Source organism: Rhizobium leucaenae USDA 9039 (genome assembly GCF_000426285.1).
Lineage (GTDB): Bacteria > Pseudomonadota > Alphaproteobacteria > Rhizobiales > Rhizobiaceae > Rhizobium > Rhizobium leucaenae.
Genome location: NZ_AUFB01000038.1, coordinates 1 through 19,523, shown reverse-complemented (window position 1 = coordinate 19,523; position 19,523 = coordinate 1). Strand labels below are relative to the sequence as shown.

Annotated in this window: 12 protein-coding genes and 5 pseudogenes; 8 read left to right on the top strand and 9 right to left on the bottom strand. The window is 55.6% G+C overall.

Annotated elements, in window-relative coordinates:
• Nucleotides 1-480: 480 nt before the first annotated feature.
• Nucleotides 481-1,173, top strand: a complete 693-nt coding sequence (locus tag K290_RS0129755; protein ID WP_004125890.1) for a carbonic anhydrase — start codon at nt 481-483, stop codon at nt 1,171-1,173.
• 4 nt (nt 1,174-1,177) lie between these two features.
• Nucleotides 1,178-2,719: a SulP family inorganic anion transporter gene (locus K290_RS0129750; RefSeq protein WP_004125887.1), complete on the top strand. Its 1,542-nt coding sequence runs from the start codon at nt 1,178-1,180 to the stop codon at nt 2,717-2,719.
• Between the two features lie 465 nt (nt 2,720-3,184).
• Here K290_RS0129750 and K290_RS0129745 read toward each other — a convergent pair whose 3' ends face one another.
• From K290_RS0129745 to K290_RS0129725, 5 genes are all read right to left on the bottom strand, one after another.
• Nucleotides 3,185-4,624, bottom strand: coding sequence for an amino acid permease (locus tag K290_RS0129745; RefSeq protein ID WP_004125885.1), 1,440 nt, complete (start codon nt 4,622-4,624; stop codon nt 3,185-3,187).
• 174 nt (nt 4,625-4,798) lie between these two features.
• Entirely contained in the window at nt 4,799-6,007 is a 1,209-nt protein-coding gene (locus K290_RS0129740; protein ID WP_004125883.1) for a beta-ketoacyl-[acyl-carrier-protein] synthase family protein, read from the bottom strand.
• Entirely contained in the window at nt 6,008-6,289 is a 282-nt protein-coding gene (locus K290_RS0129735; protein WP_004125878.1) for an acyl carrier protein, read from the bottom strand. It abuts the gene before it with no gap.
• A gap of 95 nt (nt 6,290-6,384) precedes the next feature.
• Nucleotides 6,385-8,310: an acyltransferase family protein gene (locus K290_RS0129730; protein WP_004125873.1), complete on the bottom strand. Its 1,926-nt coding sequence runs from the start codon at nt 8,308-8,310 to the stop codon at nt 6,385-6,387.
• 172 nt (nt 8,311-8,482) lie between these two features.
• Complete coding sequence (locus tag K290_RS0129725; RefSeq protein WP_004125869.1) at nt 8,483-9,073, bottom strand: NodA family N-acyltransferase; 591 nt, start codon at nt 9,071-9,073, stop codon at nt 8,483-8,485.
• Between the two features lie 491 nt (nt 9,074-9,564).
• On the opposite strand from K290_RS0129725, the pseudogene K290_RS35360 reads away from it, so the two are divergent.
• Nucleotides 9,565-9,784 (top strand): annotated as a pseudogene (locus K290_RS35360) (hypothetical protein).
• Between the two features lie 603 nt (nt 9,785-10,387).
• Here K290_RS35360 and K290_RS0129715 read toward each other — a convergent pair.
• The gene (locus tag K290_RS0129715) at nt 10,388-11,437 is read right to left on the bottom strand and encodes an AraC family transcriptional regulator (protein ID WP_004112928.1); all 1,050 of its coding nucleotides are present in this window, start codon (nt 11,435-11,437) and stop codon (nt 10,388-10,390) included.
• 205 nt (nt 11,438-11,642) lie between these two features.
• Nucleotides 11,643-12,581: a LysR family transcriptional regulator gene (locus K290_RS0129710; protein WP_004112925.1), complete on the bottom strand. Its 939-nt coding sequence runs from the start codon at nt 12,579-12,581 to the stop codon at nt 11,643-11,645.
• Nucleotides 12,582-13,760: 1,179 nt separating this feature from the next.
• Between K290_RS0129710 and K290_RS0129705 the strand changes: the two genes are divergently transcribed.
• Nucleotides 13,761-14,213 carry an SgcJ/EcaC family oxidoreductase gene (locus K290_RS0129705; protein WP_004112919.1) on the top strand — a complete coding sequence of 151 codons (453 nt, stop codon included), beginning with the start codon at nt 13,761-13,763 and terminating at the stop codon, nt 14,211-14,213.
• A 914-nt stretch (nt 14,214-15,127) separates the two neighbouring features.
• A pseudogene (locus K290_RS0129695) lies at nt 15,128-16,144 on the top strand (radical SAM protein); the annotation flags it as partial.
• Between the two features lie 97 nt (nt 16,145-16,241).
• On the opposite strand, the pseudogene K290_RS36690 reads toward K290_RS0129695, so the two are convergent.
• Nucleotides 16,242-16,430 (bottom strand): annotated as a pseudogene (locus K290_RS36690) (transposase domain-containing protein); the annotation flags it as partial.
• 77 nt (nt 16,431-16,507) lie between these two features.
• Here K290_RS36690 and K290_RS38575 point away from each other — a divergent pair.
• From K290_RS38575 to K290_RS0129675, 3 genes and pseudogenes are all read left to right on the top strand, one after another.
• Nucleotides 16,508-16,624: pseudogene (locus K290_RS38575) on the top strand (hypothetical protein); the annotation flags it as partial.
• Between the two features lie 106 nt (nt 16,625-16,730).
• The gene (locus tag K290_RS38570) at nt 16,731-16,907 is read left to right on the top strand and encodes a hypothetical protein (RefSeq protein WP_240535395.1); all 177 of its coding nucleotides are present in this window, start codon (nt 16,731-16,733) and stop codon (nt 16,905-16,907) included.
• Entirely contained in the window at nt 16,900-18,855 is a 1,956-nt protein-coding gene (locus K290_RS0129675; RefSeq protein WP_004112912.1) for a recombinase family protein, read from the top strand. The genes K290_RS38570 and K290_RS0129675 overlap by 8 nt, the downstream gene beginning before the upstream one ends.
• Here the strand turns inward: K290_RS0129675 and tnpC are convergent.
• Nucleotides 18,746-19,470, bottom strand: a pseudogene (gene tnpC, locus K290_RS35350) (IS66 family transposase). The gene K290_RS0129675 and the pseudogene tnpC sit on opposite strands and share 110 nt — an antisense overlap.
• Between the last annotated feature and the right edge of the window lie 53 nt (nt 19,471-19,523).

The following is a 19,523-nucleotide window of genomic DNA, read 5'->3' as shown; positions in this document are numbered from 1 at the left end:
CAAATTATGACTTGTCGGTGCTGCCGATCGGGGCGGCAGGCCTAGCTGCGATGGCTTTGGCCGCGGCGATCTTGTCGGTCAGAACCTCGCATTGATACTGCGGTGCTGGTCCGTAGTCGCGCGCCCCTACTCGTCGTTATTCTTACGAGCGGGCGTAGAACCATGGCTCCCAGACTCGGCATTGCGCCTCAATCCGAGCAAGCAAGGAACTATGAAGTTCTAAAATTTTGCATTGCAGCATCACATTGATCTGGGGACCTACGATCAAGCGCTCGCGCTCACTGGATGTCTGGAATGACTACAGCGACAAGCTGTCGTCAATGACTGAGCATGCTCGTATTAGTGCGAAATAAACGAGGCGATCGACGTCTTGGCATCCTCTTTGCGTATCACACTTCCATCTCGCAGTTGCGAAATGATTGCGGATTCCGACGATCGCGCGCGCCCTGCTTCCATCCACCCCGACAATGAGGACTTGCTATGGGTGATCTACTAAAAGGAATCTCGAACTTCCGCGGTGCCGTGTTCCCGAACTACCAGGCACTTTACCGCAAGCTTGCGCAAGAGGGACAGCAGCCGCACGCCTTGATGATTTCGTGCGCCGACAGTCGAGTCTTGCCCGAAACCATTACCCAGTCAGGACCAGGTGAGCTGTTCGTATGCCGCAATGCCGGAAATATCGTTCCACCATTTTCAACCGCAAACGGTGGCGTTTCGTCAGCAATAGAATATGCCGTCGTAGCTCTCGCGGTTCGAGACATCATCGTTTGTGGCCATTCCGATTGTGGCGCGATGAAAGGGCTCTGCCGTCCCGAATTGCTAAAGTCCATGCCCAACGTCGCCGCTTGGCTAAAGCATGGTTACGCTGCGCATTCGATCGTTTGCCAAGCCTATCCGGCCGACCTTTCCGAACGTCAAAAGGTCCGCGCTATCGCTATGGAGAACGTCATTGTTCAGCTTGACCACCTGCGCACACATCCTTCCGTTGCAGCAAGGCTTGCGACCAATGACATGACGCTGCACGGGTGGTTTTTCGATATCGAAACGGGAGAGGTGGAGGTTTACGACGGGTCGGCCGCCCGCTTCACAAAGATACGCGAGGACGGGCCGTTACCGGTCGCCGTTACCGGTCGCGATCGGCCGCAAGTCCTAGCCGCAGTTGCAGCGGAGTAGTGCCATGACCAATAACAGCTTCGCTTTTTCGCGCGATTTCGCCTCGTCGCTTGTCGTCTTTTTCGTTGCTATCCCGCTTTGCCTTGGAATTGCAGTTGCCTCTGGCGTGCCTGTTGCCATGGGCCTGATATCAGGCATCGTCGGCGGCATTGTCGTGGGCTTGCTGGCGGGTTCGCCCCTGCAAGTATCGGGCCCTGCCGCTGGTCTGGCGGTCATCGTCTTCGGCTTTGTCGAACAATATGGAGTGGCCATGCTCGGGCCGGTCCTGATCGTTGCTGGGCTTTTGCAGATCCTTGCCGCGTTCCTGAAGATCGGATCATGGTTTCGGGCAATCTCGCCCGCTGTCGTTCACGGTATGCTCGCCGGTATCGGCATTCTGATCATCCTCGGACAAATACACGTTTTGATGGGGGCCAAACCGGCTGCGGGGGGCATTGAAAACGTCGTGGCGATGGAACGAACATTCGGACATCTTTGGGGAGGCGGCATGACGAGCGAATCCGTCGACTTGCTTATAGGGCTGATTTCCTTGCTCGCGATGATCGGCTGGGAAAAATTCAGGCCCAACCGGCTGAGGCTGGTCCCGAGTGCGCTGGTAGGCGTTGCCATCGGAACTACATTAACGGCTGCATTGCGGCTACCGATTGCCAGGGTCGAGGTTCCTGCATCTCTAGCAAACAGCATTTCATTGCCGACAGTGGAAAGTTTCGCGAATATGGCTCAGCCTGGAATCGTCGTCACATCGCTGGTGATTGCGGTCATCGCCAGTGCGGAATCATTGCTGTCGTCTGCGGCTGTCGACCGGATGCATGACGGCGCCAGCACACGCTTCAACAAGGAGCTTTTTGCACAAGGTATTGGCAACGGGCTCTGCGGACTGCTCGGTGGTCTGCCGATCACTGGTGTTATCGTACGCTCCTCGGCAAATATCCAAGCCGGGGCGCGTACACGGGCATCGGCTGTCCTGCATGGCGTCTGGATTCTTGGCCTTACGGTGTTGCTGCCGCAATTGCTTTCCATGGTGCCGCTGACGGCCCTGGCCGCAATACTGCTCGTGACGGGTTGGCGGCTGATCAGCCTTCATCACGTGCGCGATCTCTTCGATCATCATGGTTGGCTTCCCGTGGGCATCTGGATTGCGACTGTTGCGATGGTCGTACTGCAAGACCTGCTCGTGGGTGTTGCTCTAGGTTTGACGCTCTCGATTTTCGAGATCCTTCCTTATCTGCGGCGCAAGCTTGCTATCGATCGAATGGAAGATGCTGAGACGGTTCATCTGACGCTTGGTGGCGTTGCGACTTGCAGGGATGTTCCCGCGCTCCTTAATACTTTGGAATCGCTTCCAGCTGGTTGCACAGTCCGGATCGCCAGCAGCGATTTGCACTATGTGGACCATATCTGCGCAGAGACCTTACGCGACTGGCTTAAGCGGCAGAAAAAATTAGGTCGCACGGTCGATATTCAGCATCCACCCGCCGGCCGCCATCCGCGGCTGGTGCCAATCTTCAAGCGATTGACCGCCGAGACCGCCGACCCGACAGGATAAGTGGCAGGGACTGCTGAACAGCGGATGGGCGAAGACATTCTCAGCCATCCGGACCTTCTGCCGTGATCAACCGCCTCGCAAATTATAATTTAGAGAACCTTGCATGTTTCTCCTTAGATTTTGAGGTCCGTCCGCTGGCCAGCTTAAAAGGAGCGACCGTCGTGTCTGGCTTCGAAATGGCGTGCTGAACGTCGCATTGTTAGGCCGGCCCGCGGTTCGTTTTTGAGCCTTTGCAAGATAGCGAAGGAACAGCTCCGGTGCTTGATTGGCAGCCGGCCGTGTGGTGTTTCTGACAATTCGTGGTTCTTCCTACAAACTCGCCAATACGAACCAGGAACCCGGTGGCGCATCTGCCACTTTCTTGAGTTACACGAGCAGGTCTTCGGAAAAGGCGATCAGGGGACGACGCATCGGCAGCATGGCGCACTGGCGTCTCGCAGCTTCTTATCCGGCGGAAACTCTTCATCATATTTGATCAAGACCATTTACGCCCTCGCCGGGCAATCGCGAGCGCCGTGCCTTTTTGACTACTACATAGGCGATTGCGAGCAATACGAACCACAGCGGCGTAACCTTCAAGGCGATAGCCGTGTCCGGCTTCTGCGCCAAAGCCCACAAGATAAAGGTGAAGAAGCCGAAGACCATCGCGACAGCGGCACGTCCGCCGGGCATTTTGAAGGTCGATTTTTCGTGTAAGTCAGGCCGCTTGCGGCGATATTGCAGGTAAGATGCAAGGATGATCGACCAAATAAAGATGATAAGCACTGCAGAAACCGTCGTGACGATCGTGAAAGCCTCGATGACATTGTCTCCGGAATAAAGCAGGCCGATCCCCGCCAGCAGAAAGACGCACGAGAAGAACAAGGCATTTACCGGGACCTTCCTTCGGTTCAACTTGCCGAATAAGCCCGGCGCCAGCCGGAGGGTCGCAAGTCCGTAGACCATGCGCGATGTTGAATATATGCCTGAGTTGGCACTTGATGCCGCCGAGGTCAGTACGACGAAATTCACCACATGGGCGGCAATACCGAGGCCGGCAAGCGAAAACATAGCGACAAAGGGGCTCGAATTCGGATCGACTTGATTCCATGGAATGACCGTGAGGATGACGAACAGGGCACCGAGATAGAAGAGTGCCACACGGACCGGAATCGAGTTGATTGCCTTCGGCAGGTTGCGGGTCGAGTCTTTGGTCTCTGCCGCGGTCATTCCAACGAGTTCGATACCCGCAAAGGCAAACACAGCAATTTGGAAACCGGCAACGAAGCCGTGGAAGCCGTTCGGAAAGAAGCCGCCATGCAGCCATAGATGCGAGACCGATGCCCTGCTTCCATCGGGCAGTGTGAGGCCTGTGGAAAGCATGTAAGCACCGGTAACGATAAGCGACACGATGGTGACGATCTTGATGAGCGCAAACCAGAATTCGATTTCACCGAAATTGCGTACGGTCGGCAGGTTGAGGGCGAGAAGCGTGAATATAAGACCAAGCGCCGGTATCCAGAGCGCCATATCTGGGATCCAAAATGACACGTAGCTGGAGACGGCCACGACGTCGGCCACCCCGGTCACAATCCAGGAGAGCCAGTAGGTCCAGCCGGTGAAAAATTGCGCCCAGGGGCCGAGATAATCCCCGGCGAAATCCGCAAACGAACGATAGTCCGGATTGGATAGCAGGATTTCTCCAAGCGCACGCATGACGAAGAACAGCATGAAGCCGATGATCGCATAGACGAGCAAAATCGAGGGCCCGGCGAGCGAAATGGTCTTTCCTGATCCCATGAAAAGACCGGTTCCAATTGCGCCTCCGATGGCTATAAGCTGGAGGTGCCGGTTGGACAGATGACGTGCAAGATGATCATCCTCTTTTCGATGAGAATCTACGGAGTTCCGTGGTGCTACATTCATTGACTACCTCTCGTCCTTCATGATCGACGCGCCGATGATCGGCCAAACCTCACGGGCGCCAGCAGACAACATCATCCAAGTCAGAGAGCCACTGGCACAGCTCGCGCCAAGACGACTAAGATCCGACGTTCAGCACGGAATCATTAACAGGCAAGGCGAGGAAAACGCCCGGTTCTATACCCGCTTGAATGCCACGACGGCATTCGTGCCACCCATGGCGAAGGCGTTGCTCAGCGCTACGTGTACCTTCCGCTCGCGCGGCACATTGGGAGTAAAGTCGAGATCGCAAGCGGGATCCGGCTCGCGGTGATTGGCGGTCGGCGGCACGACGCCCTCGCGCAGAGCCATCACACAGGCGATCATCTCGAGCGCGCTCGACGCGCCGAGGCAATGCCCATGCACGGATTTGGTTGAAGAGACGGACATTGAGTGGGCATGATGCCGGAAGACACGTTTGATCGCTTCAGTTTCGATCTGATCGTTGGCTCTGGTACCAGTGCCATGCGCATTTACATAATCCACGTCCTCAGCATTCAGCTCAGCATCTAAAAGGCAGGCTCGCATCGCTGCCACTGGCCCTTCGACGGAAGGCGCAACGATGTCGAACGCATCGGCGGAATGACCAGCGCCGGCGATTTCAGCAAGAATTGGGGCACCGCGCCGTGCGGCATGTTGATAGCTTTCCAATACCGCGATGGCCGCACCCTCGCCTAATACCACGCCTCTTCTGTCGGCCGAGAAGGGGCGGCAGGTATCGGGTGCAAGTATACGCAGTGCTTCCCAAGACTTCAGCACGCCCCACACAAGCGGGGCATCGCTGCCGCCAGCAAGCATGACGTCGGCGCGGCCAGGTCTAATCTGATCCACCGCCGAGGCGATGGCATGGTTGGCCGAGGCACAGGCTGACGTGACGCCGAAAACCGGCCCCCTCAAGCCAAGGCTCATGCTGACGTGAGCGGCGGCAGCACTCGGCATAACCTTGGGTGCAGTAAGGATGGCAGCCCGGCGAGCGCCATCTAAAAGAAGAGCACGATAGTTTGCTTCGACCGCTTCCCAGCCGCAGACGCCGACACCTACTGTCGCACCGATGCGATAGGTATTTCCTTCGTCGATGGAGAGTTCGGCATGTCTTGCGGCTTCGCGTGCGGCAATCACGGCAAGCAAGCTGAAGCGGTCCATTGAATTGGATTGCTTCGAATTTAGGCCATGCTCCGGTAGCGTCTTGATCTCGGCGCCGATCATGCCCTTCAACTCGTGAAGTTCTGAATTGGCAATTGGGCCGATAGCTGAACGCCCTTCGCGCATTGCGTCCCAGATGGAGGCGTGGTTGGTTCCGAGCCCGCATAGGCCGCCTATTCCAGTGATAACGACGCGCCTGTCCATTCAAGCCTCCCTTGCTATCAAAGCGCGGACGGCTTCAATGAGATCGCCAACACTTTTAAGATTTGCCCAAGCTTCGGCGGTGTTAAACTCGATGCCGATGTCATAGGCTTGCTCTAGATCCCAGAGGATATCCGCCAGTGTTATCGAATCGATATCGAGCGAGCTCAGTTCGGTCTCAGTCGTTATTTCGTCGTCGCTCAAGGAGGGATCTTTGTCGGTGCCGTGCGCAGCAGCGTTTTTCTTGATCATGGCGATGACGTTATCTGCGATTTGATCTGGCATATTGTCTCCTATCGATTTTTGTTACGACGCATAGGTGGCACCAGGGCGCCTGCCTCTTCCCTCGAAATGGAAGGAGTGCATTGGCCAAACACGCTCTAACGAGCGGCCCTGATCAGCCTCTCAGCAAGATTTGTCTGGCGAGCGATGATCTCAGATCCTTCATAGGAAAGGTGACCGCTATCTCGGTAAAGGAATTTGCCGTCAATCTCGGTTTTGCATGTTGTGCCGTCGCAGAGAAAGTCGTGGTAGGAAACGACTTCTACGTCGGCCTTGAGCGCCACTTCGTTTAACAGCTCGAGGGTACGGGCGCGTCTGCGACGGTATTCACTGACATCTATTTTGCAGTCGCTGTAGCGCCCAAGCATAATGCTTCCCCTCGCCTTCCTCTCCAGGCAATCGCCAATGTCGAAGTTTCCGACTGGCGGAGGAGCAACCACAACCACGCGCTTGCCTAACGCGCGAACACCTTCGACGAGGGCCTTAATCCCCTCAATGGTTATATATTGCGAGACCTTGGCATCGGTGAAAGTCTCACCGTTCCTCTTAAGCACCATATATTCATTCGATACAGGCGTATCGAAAGGGCTTGAAATAGCCACCGTACTGATCTCCGGCCGATTTTTCAAAACGGCCAAAACACGGTCATTGAAGTCAATGCAATCCTCGCCGAAGGCACGAGAAAAGGGTGACGCTAACTCCTTTGAAACCGCAGCAACGCCGATGGCCGGGAAGCATCCGCTCATTGTGAGCTGAGCTAGTCCGCCTTCGCCGATTGTTTTGGCTAAGCCGGGAACCAGCGCCATGGCAAATGAATCGCCCCAGACCAGCAATTCTGGTCTGTTTGTGGTCTGGCAGCTCTTGGGGACGTCCTGAGGAGGCGGACCGGGTTTGAAATCACACGCTCTCGCGAGACCGTAGTTGATCCGCCGGATGGTGGCAAAATCAAACTTGTTCTCGGTTGTGGCTATGGCAACGGAGGGCGAGAAGGCGAGAAGGACCGATGCGGCCGCCAATCCTGAGACCAGCCGGAGACGAGACATGACGTACCCCCGTCGGAATGGCTCCTCCACGAACGAGTAAAGCGCCCAGCTTCCAACAAATGAGAAAGCAACGGCCGCATAGATCGCAAGCGCCGGAGGCTCCGCCAGCCAAACAGCTCTCATATAGACAAGCACGGGCCAGTGGATCAAATAGAGCGAGTAAGAGATGTCGCCAATCCTCGCCATGCCTCGCACGACAATGTTGTCCCGGGTGCGCGCAAGCAGGAAGGTCAGAGTTGCCAAGCAAATCAAAGCGGCATCCACGACTGGATGAGCGAAACCCATCGGGGCAAGGAGGAGAAGCGCGAGTGCTGGGAAACGTAACTTCACAAGCACGGCAGACACCACTGGCATCGTTGGAAGCAATGCGCCAAGTGAACCAATGGACATTTCCCAAGATCGGGTCGGCAGAAGATAAAACACAGCAGATGGGTTCTGGGCGACCAGATAAAAACATAGCGCAAGGCTAGCGACAAGGAACGCCGCTATTCCGATGAGCCACCATCTCCTCGGCGCCAAAGCCAAGAAGAGAGGCAGCAGCAGGTAGTACTGTTCTTCGACGGAGAGCGACCAAAAATGCAGGAGGGGCATCGTTTCGGCGGCGGGGCCGAAATAGTCCACTTGGTACCAAGGAACGATGTTACTGGAAAATGTGAGGGCCCCTATGACCTGATTGCGGAACTCCTGCAGCCCCACGTCCGAAAGCAAAAACGGCGAGGCGACCGTCGTAAGCGCAATGACGATGTAGGCCGCCGGCAATAGACGCTTCGCACGTCGGTAATAGAACTCCGAAAAGCTGAAGCGCGATTGCTCAAGCTGCGTCCGGACCAGCTTGGTGATCAGAAAGCCGGAAATTACGAAAAATACGTCAACGCCAAGATAGCCAGCTGTAAACGGCCCAATACGTGCATGATAGAGGACGACCAGCAAAACAGCCAAGCCACGCAACGCTTGGATATCGGTTCGAATTTCACGCGGCATTGGAGGGACCTGATGTAATTCTCTACTAATTAGATTCGCGATCGTTTGGCCGCAGGGTGGCTTTTAGGTTTCCCCAAGCAAGCCCGCGCTTGGATCAACTCTGATGTTGACCATGAACGCGCTGCTGCCTAGGTGCACTCGACGTATGCGGCGCATTGGCAACCCAGAAGCGTCATAGCTCCGGTCCATTGCGATCGATCATCGAACCAGAAGGCCAATCGGACATTGATCGTCCAATCGGTAGAACGACGACAAGTGCGTCATCGATGCGTGTGGGCGGCTTATCGAGGCGCGGCTCTTGTAAGGTGGACCGCACGCGAACGTGCGGAAAAACCGTCACAGGACCGTAACGGCCGAACCTCCGGATATGTCTTTGCAACTCCGGCCGAACCGTGCCGAATGCAAACGGAACGGCGAGATCCTGGAGTGTTGGAAGCATGGCTCGGATTGAATGGCTTATTCCGAGTCTTTCAAGATCGGTGCGTATCCCGTACAATCCCAACTCAGCCACCGGCAGGTCTATTCCGTCAACTTTAATGAAGCGGCGTAGCAGTCCCAGATGAGCGGCGATCCCGTCAACGTCATAGCCGATGAGGCGAAGTTCGGGTCTCGCTCCGGCCCAGCTTCGACTTCCCTCGAATGGTTTTGCATTAAAGGCCCCGGTTGGTCCATAGGTCGCTCGAAAGAACTTGGCGAGTTCGACATGATCGGCGAGTTCCAGCTCGTTTTCCCAGCATAGTCTCCACCGCATTTGAGAGCACATGCAAAGATCTCCTCTTCCGAGTGTTTTTTGAAGCAGCTGTGCGATGAAAGGCACCGGGTTGAGGGCGCCTAAAAGGCATTCGTCTGCCGCCGGCTGTAGCCCTCATGCCCATAGGATCGCTCGTGGCGCTGGGTTCCTTACTGTTCGGCTTTGCAACCAAATACTTGTCCATTCGCGAACCGCTTGCGATAGCCATCAATGTATTTGATAGTAATCAAACGATGTTCCTTTTTAATGGATCATAACGCTTAATTCGTAAAATCGATTATTTGGATGTGGCGCATCCATGCGATGAATGGATTGCATCCGATAAGTGCGACTAAAGTCCTTATTGAACTCAATGGGCCAACAACGGAGCGTCCGCTTGCACTGTGAGAAAGACTGCTCACACTTATTCGAATCATCATAGTGCTGGATGGCGATGGCCAGCAGTGCCGGCCATTTCGGGAATGGAGGTGTAAAGCGCTCTGCATAAATGGATAGGACGAAAAATGGAAGAAAGCATTGGGATCGACAACCGGGGTGACTTTGGTATCTGGGCTATTGAAGTTGCCAAGCAGATTGTCGGCGAACAGGGTTTTGATCTCGCCAAAGGCTGCGCGTGATGGAACTGAAGACGCAGTCCGGCAAGCAGGCAATGCTCTCGGGCAGGCTATCACCACTGCGCTCATGGACGTCTACGACGGCCTCCTTGAAGGCGCGCGAGACTAAGCCCTCGCAACATTGACGGTGTAGCAATTCGCTCCGGAATGCCCCGTCCGAGCACAGCTGCCTTCACGAATCATCTTCAGCAACGCTGATTAAGAAATTAAGAACGTCGTCGGCTTGGTTCTCTTGTCCCGGGATGAGCTTCGGTCGGCAGCACAGGACGGGCGAACAATGGGATCGAAAGCGGCATACGGCTCGCGATGCAGGCTGTGATCCACTCTGGTGTTCGCCGGCTGCGGCGTGGTTGATACCATGACACCGATTGCTGATGGGTCGGCCGAGGGAATTGCCCCCCTGCATTCTTGCCAATCATTGCGCTCGATCGACAGGCGCCCTGTCATTCCACGTGGCAAGCAATGACGGGGCGGGTGCGCTGACGCGGGTGGCAGTGGTGCGCCAGCGACAGGGCGCCCGGTCTATACCAGACAATCGGTCCGGGAGGAATCCTGTTCGCGAAAAATGAAGATGGTCATAGAGGAGGCATGCAATGATCCGAAAAGACATCGATATCGCTCAATGACACGGGAGAGCGGGGCAGTTAAGGAGACTGCCTGAGGCGCGCACGGCAAGCCGCCACACGCATCCAATCATCTGTCGCGCGAGAGATCATCTGCGCAAGATTGAATGGCCCACCACAGTTTGTGGTTGCCGGCGAGAGCGGGGCTGCATACCCCTGACGCGCTTTCTCGTGTGAGAAGGGCTTTCCCCGTAACTTGCCTTGTACATCGCCGAGAACCGTCCGAAGTGAAGAAATCCCCATTTCAAGCAAATTTCCCTCGTTGTATGCCCGTTCGCCGGATCAAGTAACTCCACCCGCGCCGCCCGCAAACGAAGCATGGCCAAATACGCGGCCGGCGTGGTCTCCCGGAAGGCACGGAACCCGAGTTGCAATGCGCGTGTCGACACCCCCGCGGCTTTCGCGACCATCGGCATTCTGATCGGCTGGCTGATATTGGCTTCCATATATTCAATCGCGCGCCGGACATGCCTGGGGGCTATCATGTAGGGCTTCCTGTCGAGCAGGTGCGAAAGCTTGTGCGGGACAAAGCGTACTATCAGGTCGGCCAAAGCTTGAGTGACGTGCGCCATTGCGATTGGGGATCGAACTGAGGGATCGCGCAACCCACGAATGACGGTCTCCGCGAGAGAGCCGATCATTTGACCGGCCGACGTCGACGTTTCCAATTCCGGCAGAAGGTCCAATGATCCACTGAATGGCGTCTCGAACGTTTGATCAAGCGTCTGCAGAATCACATTCCAGTCGAGCAAAAGCTCGTCAATGACGTTCGATCGGCCATACATCACAACGCTCTCTGGCTCAAGATTGTTGTATAGGAGCAACTTACCGGGTCGAGCGGTGGCTTCGCGCGAGGCGTAGGTCACTCCCATGCCTCCGCTACGCGGTAGCACAATCGACAAATGCTGCACAGCGTTGATGGTAGGCTGGATTTGAAACTCAAACTCGTGTTGATGAAAACCCTTGATCACGGTGGCATAGTCACAGGTCGAAAAATCCAGACTCCACTGGAAGTCATCGACAGGGCTGACCAGCGCGGCTTTATACTCACCAAAGGCAGTACCGAGTGTTTCGATCATGCCATCAAATGACGATCCACCACGCTTAAATGTCAAATGGGGGCTGCTGCTTTGAAACATCCGATACGCCTGTTCGTGGTTGCAATTGGGATACTACACTCTTGGCGAGCCTATTTGCGGTTAGTCGCCGCGGTAACGAATTCAGCTCATAGTCCCATGAAGCCCTGGAAGTCCATCCGCACCTCGTCGTCGTAATAGGCCCAAATCCGCCCAGTAATCTTGTGGGCGGCACCCACTCAAAGACGTTCAGTTTCATTTCGGTCTCCTAAATGTCACTTTCGCGACACATCGAAGGACTTGCTACGCGGCCCGCCTCCTGCAGAATTATCTCACGCATCCAGGTGCTCGCCGGATCGTTTTCATGCGAGGCTGGCCACTGGATGCCCTCGGTGAACGCCGGAAGAGGTATTGGACTTTCCACAATTCGCAAGGGCATAGATGGTGCGAGATGCTTCACCAGTCGCAGAGGCAGAATTGCGAGCCTGTCGGTGCCCAATAGCGCTGCGGGCACCATCCCGAAGCTCTGAACGGCAACTTCGACACGCCTTTTGACACCTCGTTCCGATAAATAAAAGTCCTCAAGCGACTGCTGTTGACCAACCCCAGACTTAGCTGTGACGTGGCCCATCGCCATATACTCTCTGACCGTAAGTTGACCAGATAGTTTCGTATTCGTCGTACAGCCAACGGACACGAACTTTTCGTCGAACAGCTTCGCTCTGGGATGTGCGCTTGACATAAACAATTCCGGAAGAATTAGAAAATCGGCTTTGCCCCGCCGCAGAAGCTGGTCCGGATTATCTGGGAGCGGAATTAACTCGAAACTGACAGCGGGAGCTTCCCTTGCCAGACGCTTTATGATTTTCCGGAAGAATACTGTCGTCATGAAATCACAAAGCGCGATCGTAAAGTGTCGCTCCGGTTCGTCTAATGCGAAGCTATCTGCAGAAATAATGTTGAGTTGAATGTGCTGTAGTGTCTCTCGGACCGCGGAGGCGAGGCTTTCCGCACGTGGCGTCAGGATAAGTTTCCGGTTCTGCATCGTAAACAGGTCATCGCCGAAATAGTCGCGCAGCCGGCGGACGGCGGCACTCATTGCAGGCTGACTGAGATTGATGCTGCGCGCCGCTGCCGAAACGTTGCGTTCCGTCATCAAAGCGTCAAATGCGACGAGAAGATTAAGATCAAGACCCTTGAAACGCATACCGATTTAGCCCCAGAATTATCGTGAGGGTTGAAAAGAACAGTAGTGTTCCGATGTTTGCGGGCAGATCTGACGTCGTGACCTTTCAAAGCAAGATCAATCATTATCGCAAAGACTATTGAGTGCGTAATACGGATATCTTAGGATTGAATTGACCAGTTTTGATTGTAGGCAACCTCACATTCTGGACATTATGGCCTACTGCCTGCCGTTGCATTTTTCACAGTCTCCAGGGTGTTGAGTTTGGCTTCGTCCAGTTTTTTCTGACGGCACTTTGATGGTGCCGCATGGTTTCAACGCCCAACTTCTTGCGTGTCAGATGCTGGACAGGACGGGACCGAACTGGCACATCGTTAATTTCAGTGGGCGAACTTGCCTGGAACGCGGCTTCGAACGAGCTACTGGAAGACATGTCGACACCGTGCTTCAAAAGGGATTCGGGCACGCCGTGCCTCCTGACTGCGACGTGTCTGCCCGGTCGGGTTCAGCTTGCGTTCCAGCAAAATCGCGCAGCAACACCCGGAAGCGCCGAGAGCCCGATCGCTCATCGTCGCTAAATTGTCAGTTGTTTAAAGAAAAGCTCAATTGGCTTGCTCTTCCCTCCAGGCGGTCACAATTTTGCAAAGCCAAATTGCACTCCGCGAACATGTGGGAAGAAGCCCGCGGCGGCCTCCAGAACTCGCTTGAGGAATTCGACATATCAGAGTGCCGGGCACGAAAAATATTCGGTTGCTTGAGTGGAATCACCAACCGCAAAAGTCCAATCGAAGGGCTGCGAGCGGCGACCCTCCCGGACAGGCAAAACCATGTATCCGATAAGGGGCAAAGCGTCGTGGCAAATCATCCTATCTTTTGCATTTGCCGCGACTTGTCATGAAGAAGCTCGTTGATCGAGAGCAGCCCCTAACTTCAGATTGCTGAGATGCGCCGCGGCAGGAGCTTGGCCGGCTCGGCGATTCCTAACGAGGGATGCGCTGTTTAGCGTGTAAATTGATGCCGTGGATGTGTGCTATTCAAACAATCGATTTTGCGAATTGATGGCGGTGCTGCATCAGGCGGACCATTGATTGCAGAGAACCTGGGGCGTCGACGGCACAAGAGTGACGCTGAAAGCAATCAAAAGCAGTCAGGAGAAGCCCTGCCGAGAACTATCGCGCAATCAAAAACCGGAGATGAAGCATGCGTCTTACACTTGCCGCCGCGGCGGTACTTTCCACTTTATCTTTGCAGCAAGCCGTCGCTGGCACTGTAAACTGCGCTCCGATCACCGAGCAGCAGGTAGCAGAATTGTTCGATCGCTGGAATGCGTCGCTCAGAACACTCGACTCCGAAAAAGTTGCCGCGAATTATGCGGAAAATGCGATCCTGCTGCCGACGCTGTCGAACACACCGCGCCTGACACACGAGCAGCGAGCCGCTTATTTCGAGCACTTTCTCAAAAAGCGGCCGAAAGGATCGATCGATCTGCGCGTGATCAGGATCGGATGTAACATGGCAACGGACAGCGGCATTTATACTTTTTCATTCGCCGATGGCACCAAAATTCCCGCACGTTACACCTACACCTATGAATTCATGGACGGAAAATGGATGATTACAGCCCATCACTCCTCATCGATGCCTGAGACATAGGGATGGCTCGAGCACGCGTGCTGGCGATATGCCAGCACACGCTTGCGGTGAACTCCAGCTCATCACTCCAAGCCAGAACTTTCGCCAGCAACACTTGCCTCACTGTTCTTTCTTCCCAACGAAAATCGCTGGATCGTATGACGGGCCATAACGTGAGCTTGAAACCGCCGAAAGGGTCATGGCATGAAGGTCTATGCCGGCGTCATCTTTGAAAAAGCGGCTTCCGGCGGCCTCGTCGACACGTCGTCTCCGTCGTTCTTGCAAAAGCACTGGTCGAAATTGCCGGCGAGGAAGAGGCTGCCGCGGCCCGTCACCTTTTGAGGCCGTTTCTGTCAACCGGCGCCAGGGGCCGAACAGATTCTCCGCCCTTAGCCGGCGCAGCGATCAATCAGAGTACAAATTCAAAGCGTTCGACCAGAGCCCACTCTCAGCAACGGTGCCCGCCTCCTCGGAGAGGCCGATCGCGGGACGGCTCCTCCTCCTTGACGCAGTGCATTGTGGAGCTACGCATCCATCATGCCAAGCGACAAATGGGATTCAAAACATCGAGATGATTGGGCGGCGCGCTTGTCCTATGTCGGACATTGTCGAAAGGACAACGTTGCATTTGGCTTCAAGGCGTTGGGTCATCGTCACAATCCGAATTTAAGCACAAACGTCTTTCGGCATTCGAACTAAGGACAGCTCATTTCAGCGACGTCGATGATACGCAAGTCCTGGATCGTTCACTCGACTGGAATGACCTTTGCGTTTGCGATTTAAGGGCGGCGGGAACGGGCGACCGGCATTGGAAGACGGGAAGCCATGATGCCTGGCGGCGAAAAAGCACCCCTCGAGCGCAGAATCCCATCTGATCGAAAGGAAGACGACGCGTGAAATCTGGACATGATAAGCCGGACTGGAGACGAAAGTCATTGCGCGCCTCATCATCAACTTTCATCTCGAAAAAACATAGCGAGGCGCATTTACCTTGGTATACCATCTATCCAACGATACAGGAGTTTTCCTCTGCAATCGGCGCCCATACGTATGAGGAATGGCTGCGGAGCCTGCCAACCGATGACGCTGTTTCGCTCTATCTGCACATTCCATTTTGCCGCTCGATGTGCTGGTATTGTGGTTTTCCAACGAGCATCACTCGTCTGGATAATTTGATCATCCACTATCTAGCAATGCTCCGTGAGGAGATCCGCTTGGTCGCCGAGCAAGCGCCGAAGGCACTTGGCGTGAGCGACGTGCACTTCGGGGGCGGATCCCCGACCATCATGCCGCCAGCAGACTTCCTGTCGCTAATGGAACTTTTGCGCGGCCACTTCGCGTTCGAGAAAGCGGCTAACATCGCTATCGAGGTCGACCCGCGCACCTTCACCACCGATATGGCCGAAGCCTTGGAGAAAGCCGGTGTGAACCGCGCAAGCGTTGGTGTGCAGAGCTTTGATCCCATCGTACAAAAGGCGATCAACCGGGTTCAGAGCGAGGCGCAGGTGATGACTGCCGTCCAGAACCTTCGCCTGCATGGAATAGGGCGCATCAATTTCGACCTGATGTTTGGATTGCCCTATCAAACAGTCCAGTCCTGTCGCCAGAGCGCGAAGTTAGCTATTGAGATGCGTCCCGACCGTCTCGCGGTCTTCGGTTATTCGCACGATCTATCCTATAGAAAAAATCAGCTCCTGATTGACCGGGCAGCATTGCCCGATATAGCCGGGCGCGCTGAGCAGGCCTCGGTCATGGCCGAAACGTTAGCCGCTGCCGGCTATCTGCAAATCGGGCTCGACCATTTCGCGCTGCCGGATGATGAGCTTGCATTAGCGGAGAGAACTGGTCGTCTGCGGCGCAATTTGCTTGGTTACTCGGCCGAAACACGCCCAACTGTGATCGGCTTCGGCGCGTCGGCCATCGGTCGTTGCGGCGAAGGCTACGTTCAAAACGTATGCGGCGTCCACGCCCCATCGATTTTTCAGTTGCAGTGATCTGAGGTTGATCTACGGCCCGTCAAATGAGCTCACCGAAGAGTACCTGACGAGCTCATTGTGAGGCCTTGATGCGGGCGGCGTAGGCCCAGGGCATGAGGGCATCGATGTCTTTTGCTAGGTGGCCGTTTGCGAGGCTGACGAAGAGATCGCACAGATAGGCGTAGGGTTCAACGCTGTTCATTTTACAAGTGCCGATCAGGCTGGCAAACCGGGCCCAGTTGCGGCCCCCTCCCTCGAAGCCGGGTTCATAATGCCGGGTTTCTGGCATTCGAGTCCACGGTCACTTATCCCTTCCATCCACTGGTTGACCAAACCGTATTGGTAACCGGCAGCCATGAGCACGAAGGTGTTCATTATCTGCTGATTCGACAAGCCCATGGTGGCTCATTTCAAATCCCCGCATGGATGTTTGATCCTGCGGCAAGTTCGATCGAGATTGTAGCCGAGCCGCGCCTTTCGGCAGCCAAGCTTATTGAACTGCGCGCATTCATTGATTCTCACGTACCTTTTCGCTCGGTTCAAGAAGCCGAAGGGATAAGCCATGAGAAAGCAATTTCGCATGCAATTGGATCTGTTCGTGACAGCCCGGCCGGTAGACCTGAGCGACACCCAGCGCCGGGAAGCCTTAACACTCCTTCAATTACTGTTGACGGAAGCGGCGGCAAAGCTGGCCGGCAAGCGGTTCGCCGACGGCGGAAAGGAGGCGGGCAATGAGTAAGATTACCGCCGACCATCTTAGCCTTAGCGCCTTCGTCTACGTCCGGCAGTCGACAGCCTACCAGGTTGCCAATAACCTGGAAAGCCAACGACGGCAGTACGGCTTAGTCGAGCGTGCTCGACAGTTGGGTTGGGAGACCGTCGAGATCGTCGACGATGACCTTGGACGATCCGGAGGTGGCATCGCCCGCCCAGGATTCGAGAAGCTGTTGGCGGCGATATGTGAAGGTCGGGTGGGAGCAGTCGTATCGCTTGAGGCCTCACGTCTGGCGCGCAATGGCCGTGATTGGCATACGTTGCTGGAATTTTGTGGTCTGGTCGGCACTCTGATCGTTGACGAAGAGGCTATTTACGATCCGCGCTCGCCTAACGATCGTCTCCTTCTTGGCATGAAGGGTACGATGAGCGAGATGGAGTTATCCGTGTTTCGGCAACGATCCGTCGAGGCCATGCGCCAAAAAGCGCGGCGCGGCGAACTTCATCTGACTGTTGCCGTCGGATATGTGAAGACGGATGATGCCCGTGTCGAGAAAGATCCTGATCGGCGCGTTCAGGAGAGCATTCTGCTCGTCTTTCGTAAATTCGCCGAACTGCAGACCGTCCGCCAGGTGTTGCTCTGGTTCAGGCAAGAGAATGTCTTGGTTCCGTCTGTCAATCAAGGGCGCGGCAAACCGCCGATCGAGTGGAAAGCTCCGGTTTATCATACCCTTCATCACATACTGACAAACCCCGTCTACGCTGGCTCGTACGCCTACGGCCGGCGTGGGACACGGGTGATGATCAAGGATGGGCGCAAACGGGTCATCCGTGATACGTTGCGGCGTAATTCGAAGGACTGGGAAGTTTTGATCCACGACCATCATGAAGGCTATATTAGCTGGGCCGAGTTTGAAAGGAATCAGCATCTGATCGCCGAGAATGCGAATGGAAAAAGCTACATAGGGCGGGGTTCGATAAGGCGTGGCGAAGCTTTGTTGCCTGGACTATTTCGTTGCGGTCGCTGCGGTCGTCGACTGCATATTCAATATTCTGGGAAAGGCGGCAACACGCAGCGATACGTTTGTCGCGGCACATTCGGCGACATGGCGGCTGCAAACTGCATCGGGTTCGGTGGCATGCGCGTCGATCGGGCCGTCGCGCAGGAAGTTCTCGAACGACTGCAACCCCTCGGGATCGAGGCGGCGTTGCAGGCAATGGAGGCGCACACGCAGCGTCATAGCGATAAGCGTCAGCAACTCGAGAACTCAATCAAGCAAGCACAATATGAGGCTGCTCGAGCGCGGCGCCAGTATGACGCTGTCGATCCCGACAATCGGTTGGTCGCGGGCGAGTTGGAAAGACGCTGGAATGAGAAACTGATCCAATTGCGTGACCTGGAGATCGAGCTTGAGACGCTCTCGACCGACCGCGACATGCCCGCGCTATCGGCAGATGACCGTGCAAGACTGATGAAGCTCGGCAGGGACCTGGGGCAGGCATGGGACAGCCCCAGCGTATCCATTGAGACGCGCAAAAAGATCATTCGGCTACTAATCACGGAAATTGTTGTCGATCTCGTGCGCGCCTTGGCAAGGCAGTTACCTGATTTGTCAATCGCAGCGATCCTGAACCGCTCCGGCAAGCGGACTGGACATGGCGCCAGCTGGACACGAAGCCACGTCTGCAGTCTTCGCAACATCCACGGCATCCCCGTCTATCGGGAAGGCGAACGGGCTGAACGCGGCGAGAGAACCCTCGACGAGACCGCCGACATTCTGAAGGTAAGTCGAGCTACGGCTTATCGGATGGTAAGCAGCGGCGTCCTTCCCGCTCGACAGCTATGTGCTGGAGCGCCTTGGATCATTCAACTTTCCGACCTTCAAGACGACACTGTTCGCCGCGAAGCAGATGCCAGGCGATCAAGACGTCCGATATCTCAGGATCCGGTTCAAAATCCCCTTTTATTTTAAGGACATCGTCAGATGAGCAGTATGTCGCGCCAACGTCGCTACCGGCAAAGAGCGCATTGCGGCGATTCATGGCTGGTCGGCGGATCGCGTTTTCCACCAGGTTGGAGTCGATATCGACGTGGCCGTCGTCCAGAAACAGCCGGAATCCGTCCTGCCGCGTCAGCATATAGGCCAGGGCTTTTCCGAGGTCGGACTTGCGTGAGACGCGCTGGCTTGCGCTGCGAGCCAGGTGAAGAATTCGTCCACCAGCGGGAGGGACAGGTCCTGTCGAACTGCCCGGCGATGTTCGGGATCTGAGCCCCGGATACTGCCTTCGATCTTATAGAGCGCGGCGATCCGCACCAGCGCCTCGTCGACGATGGGCGATCCACTCTTTGGCGCGGCCTTGATCAGCTTTCTGCGCCCGTGCGCCCAACAGAAAGCCAGCTTCAAGGGATCGCCACCCATCCGGTCCGACGTGGCGAGGTGAGAGTAACCACCGTAGGCATCGACCTGGATTGTCCCGTTGAACCCGTCGAGGATTTCAGCGGCATATTCGCCTTTACGCCCGGGCCGATAATGGAACACCACGCCCGGCGGCGCGGAGCCATTCCAGCCGCGGTCGTCACGCAACACGGCCCAGAGATAACCGGTCTTCGTCTTGCCTCGCCCCGGATCCAACACCGGAG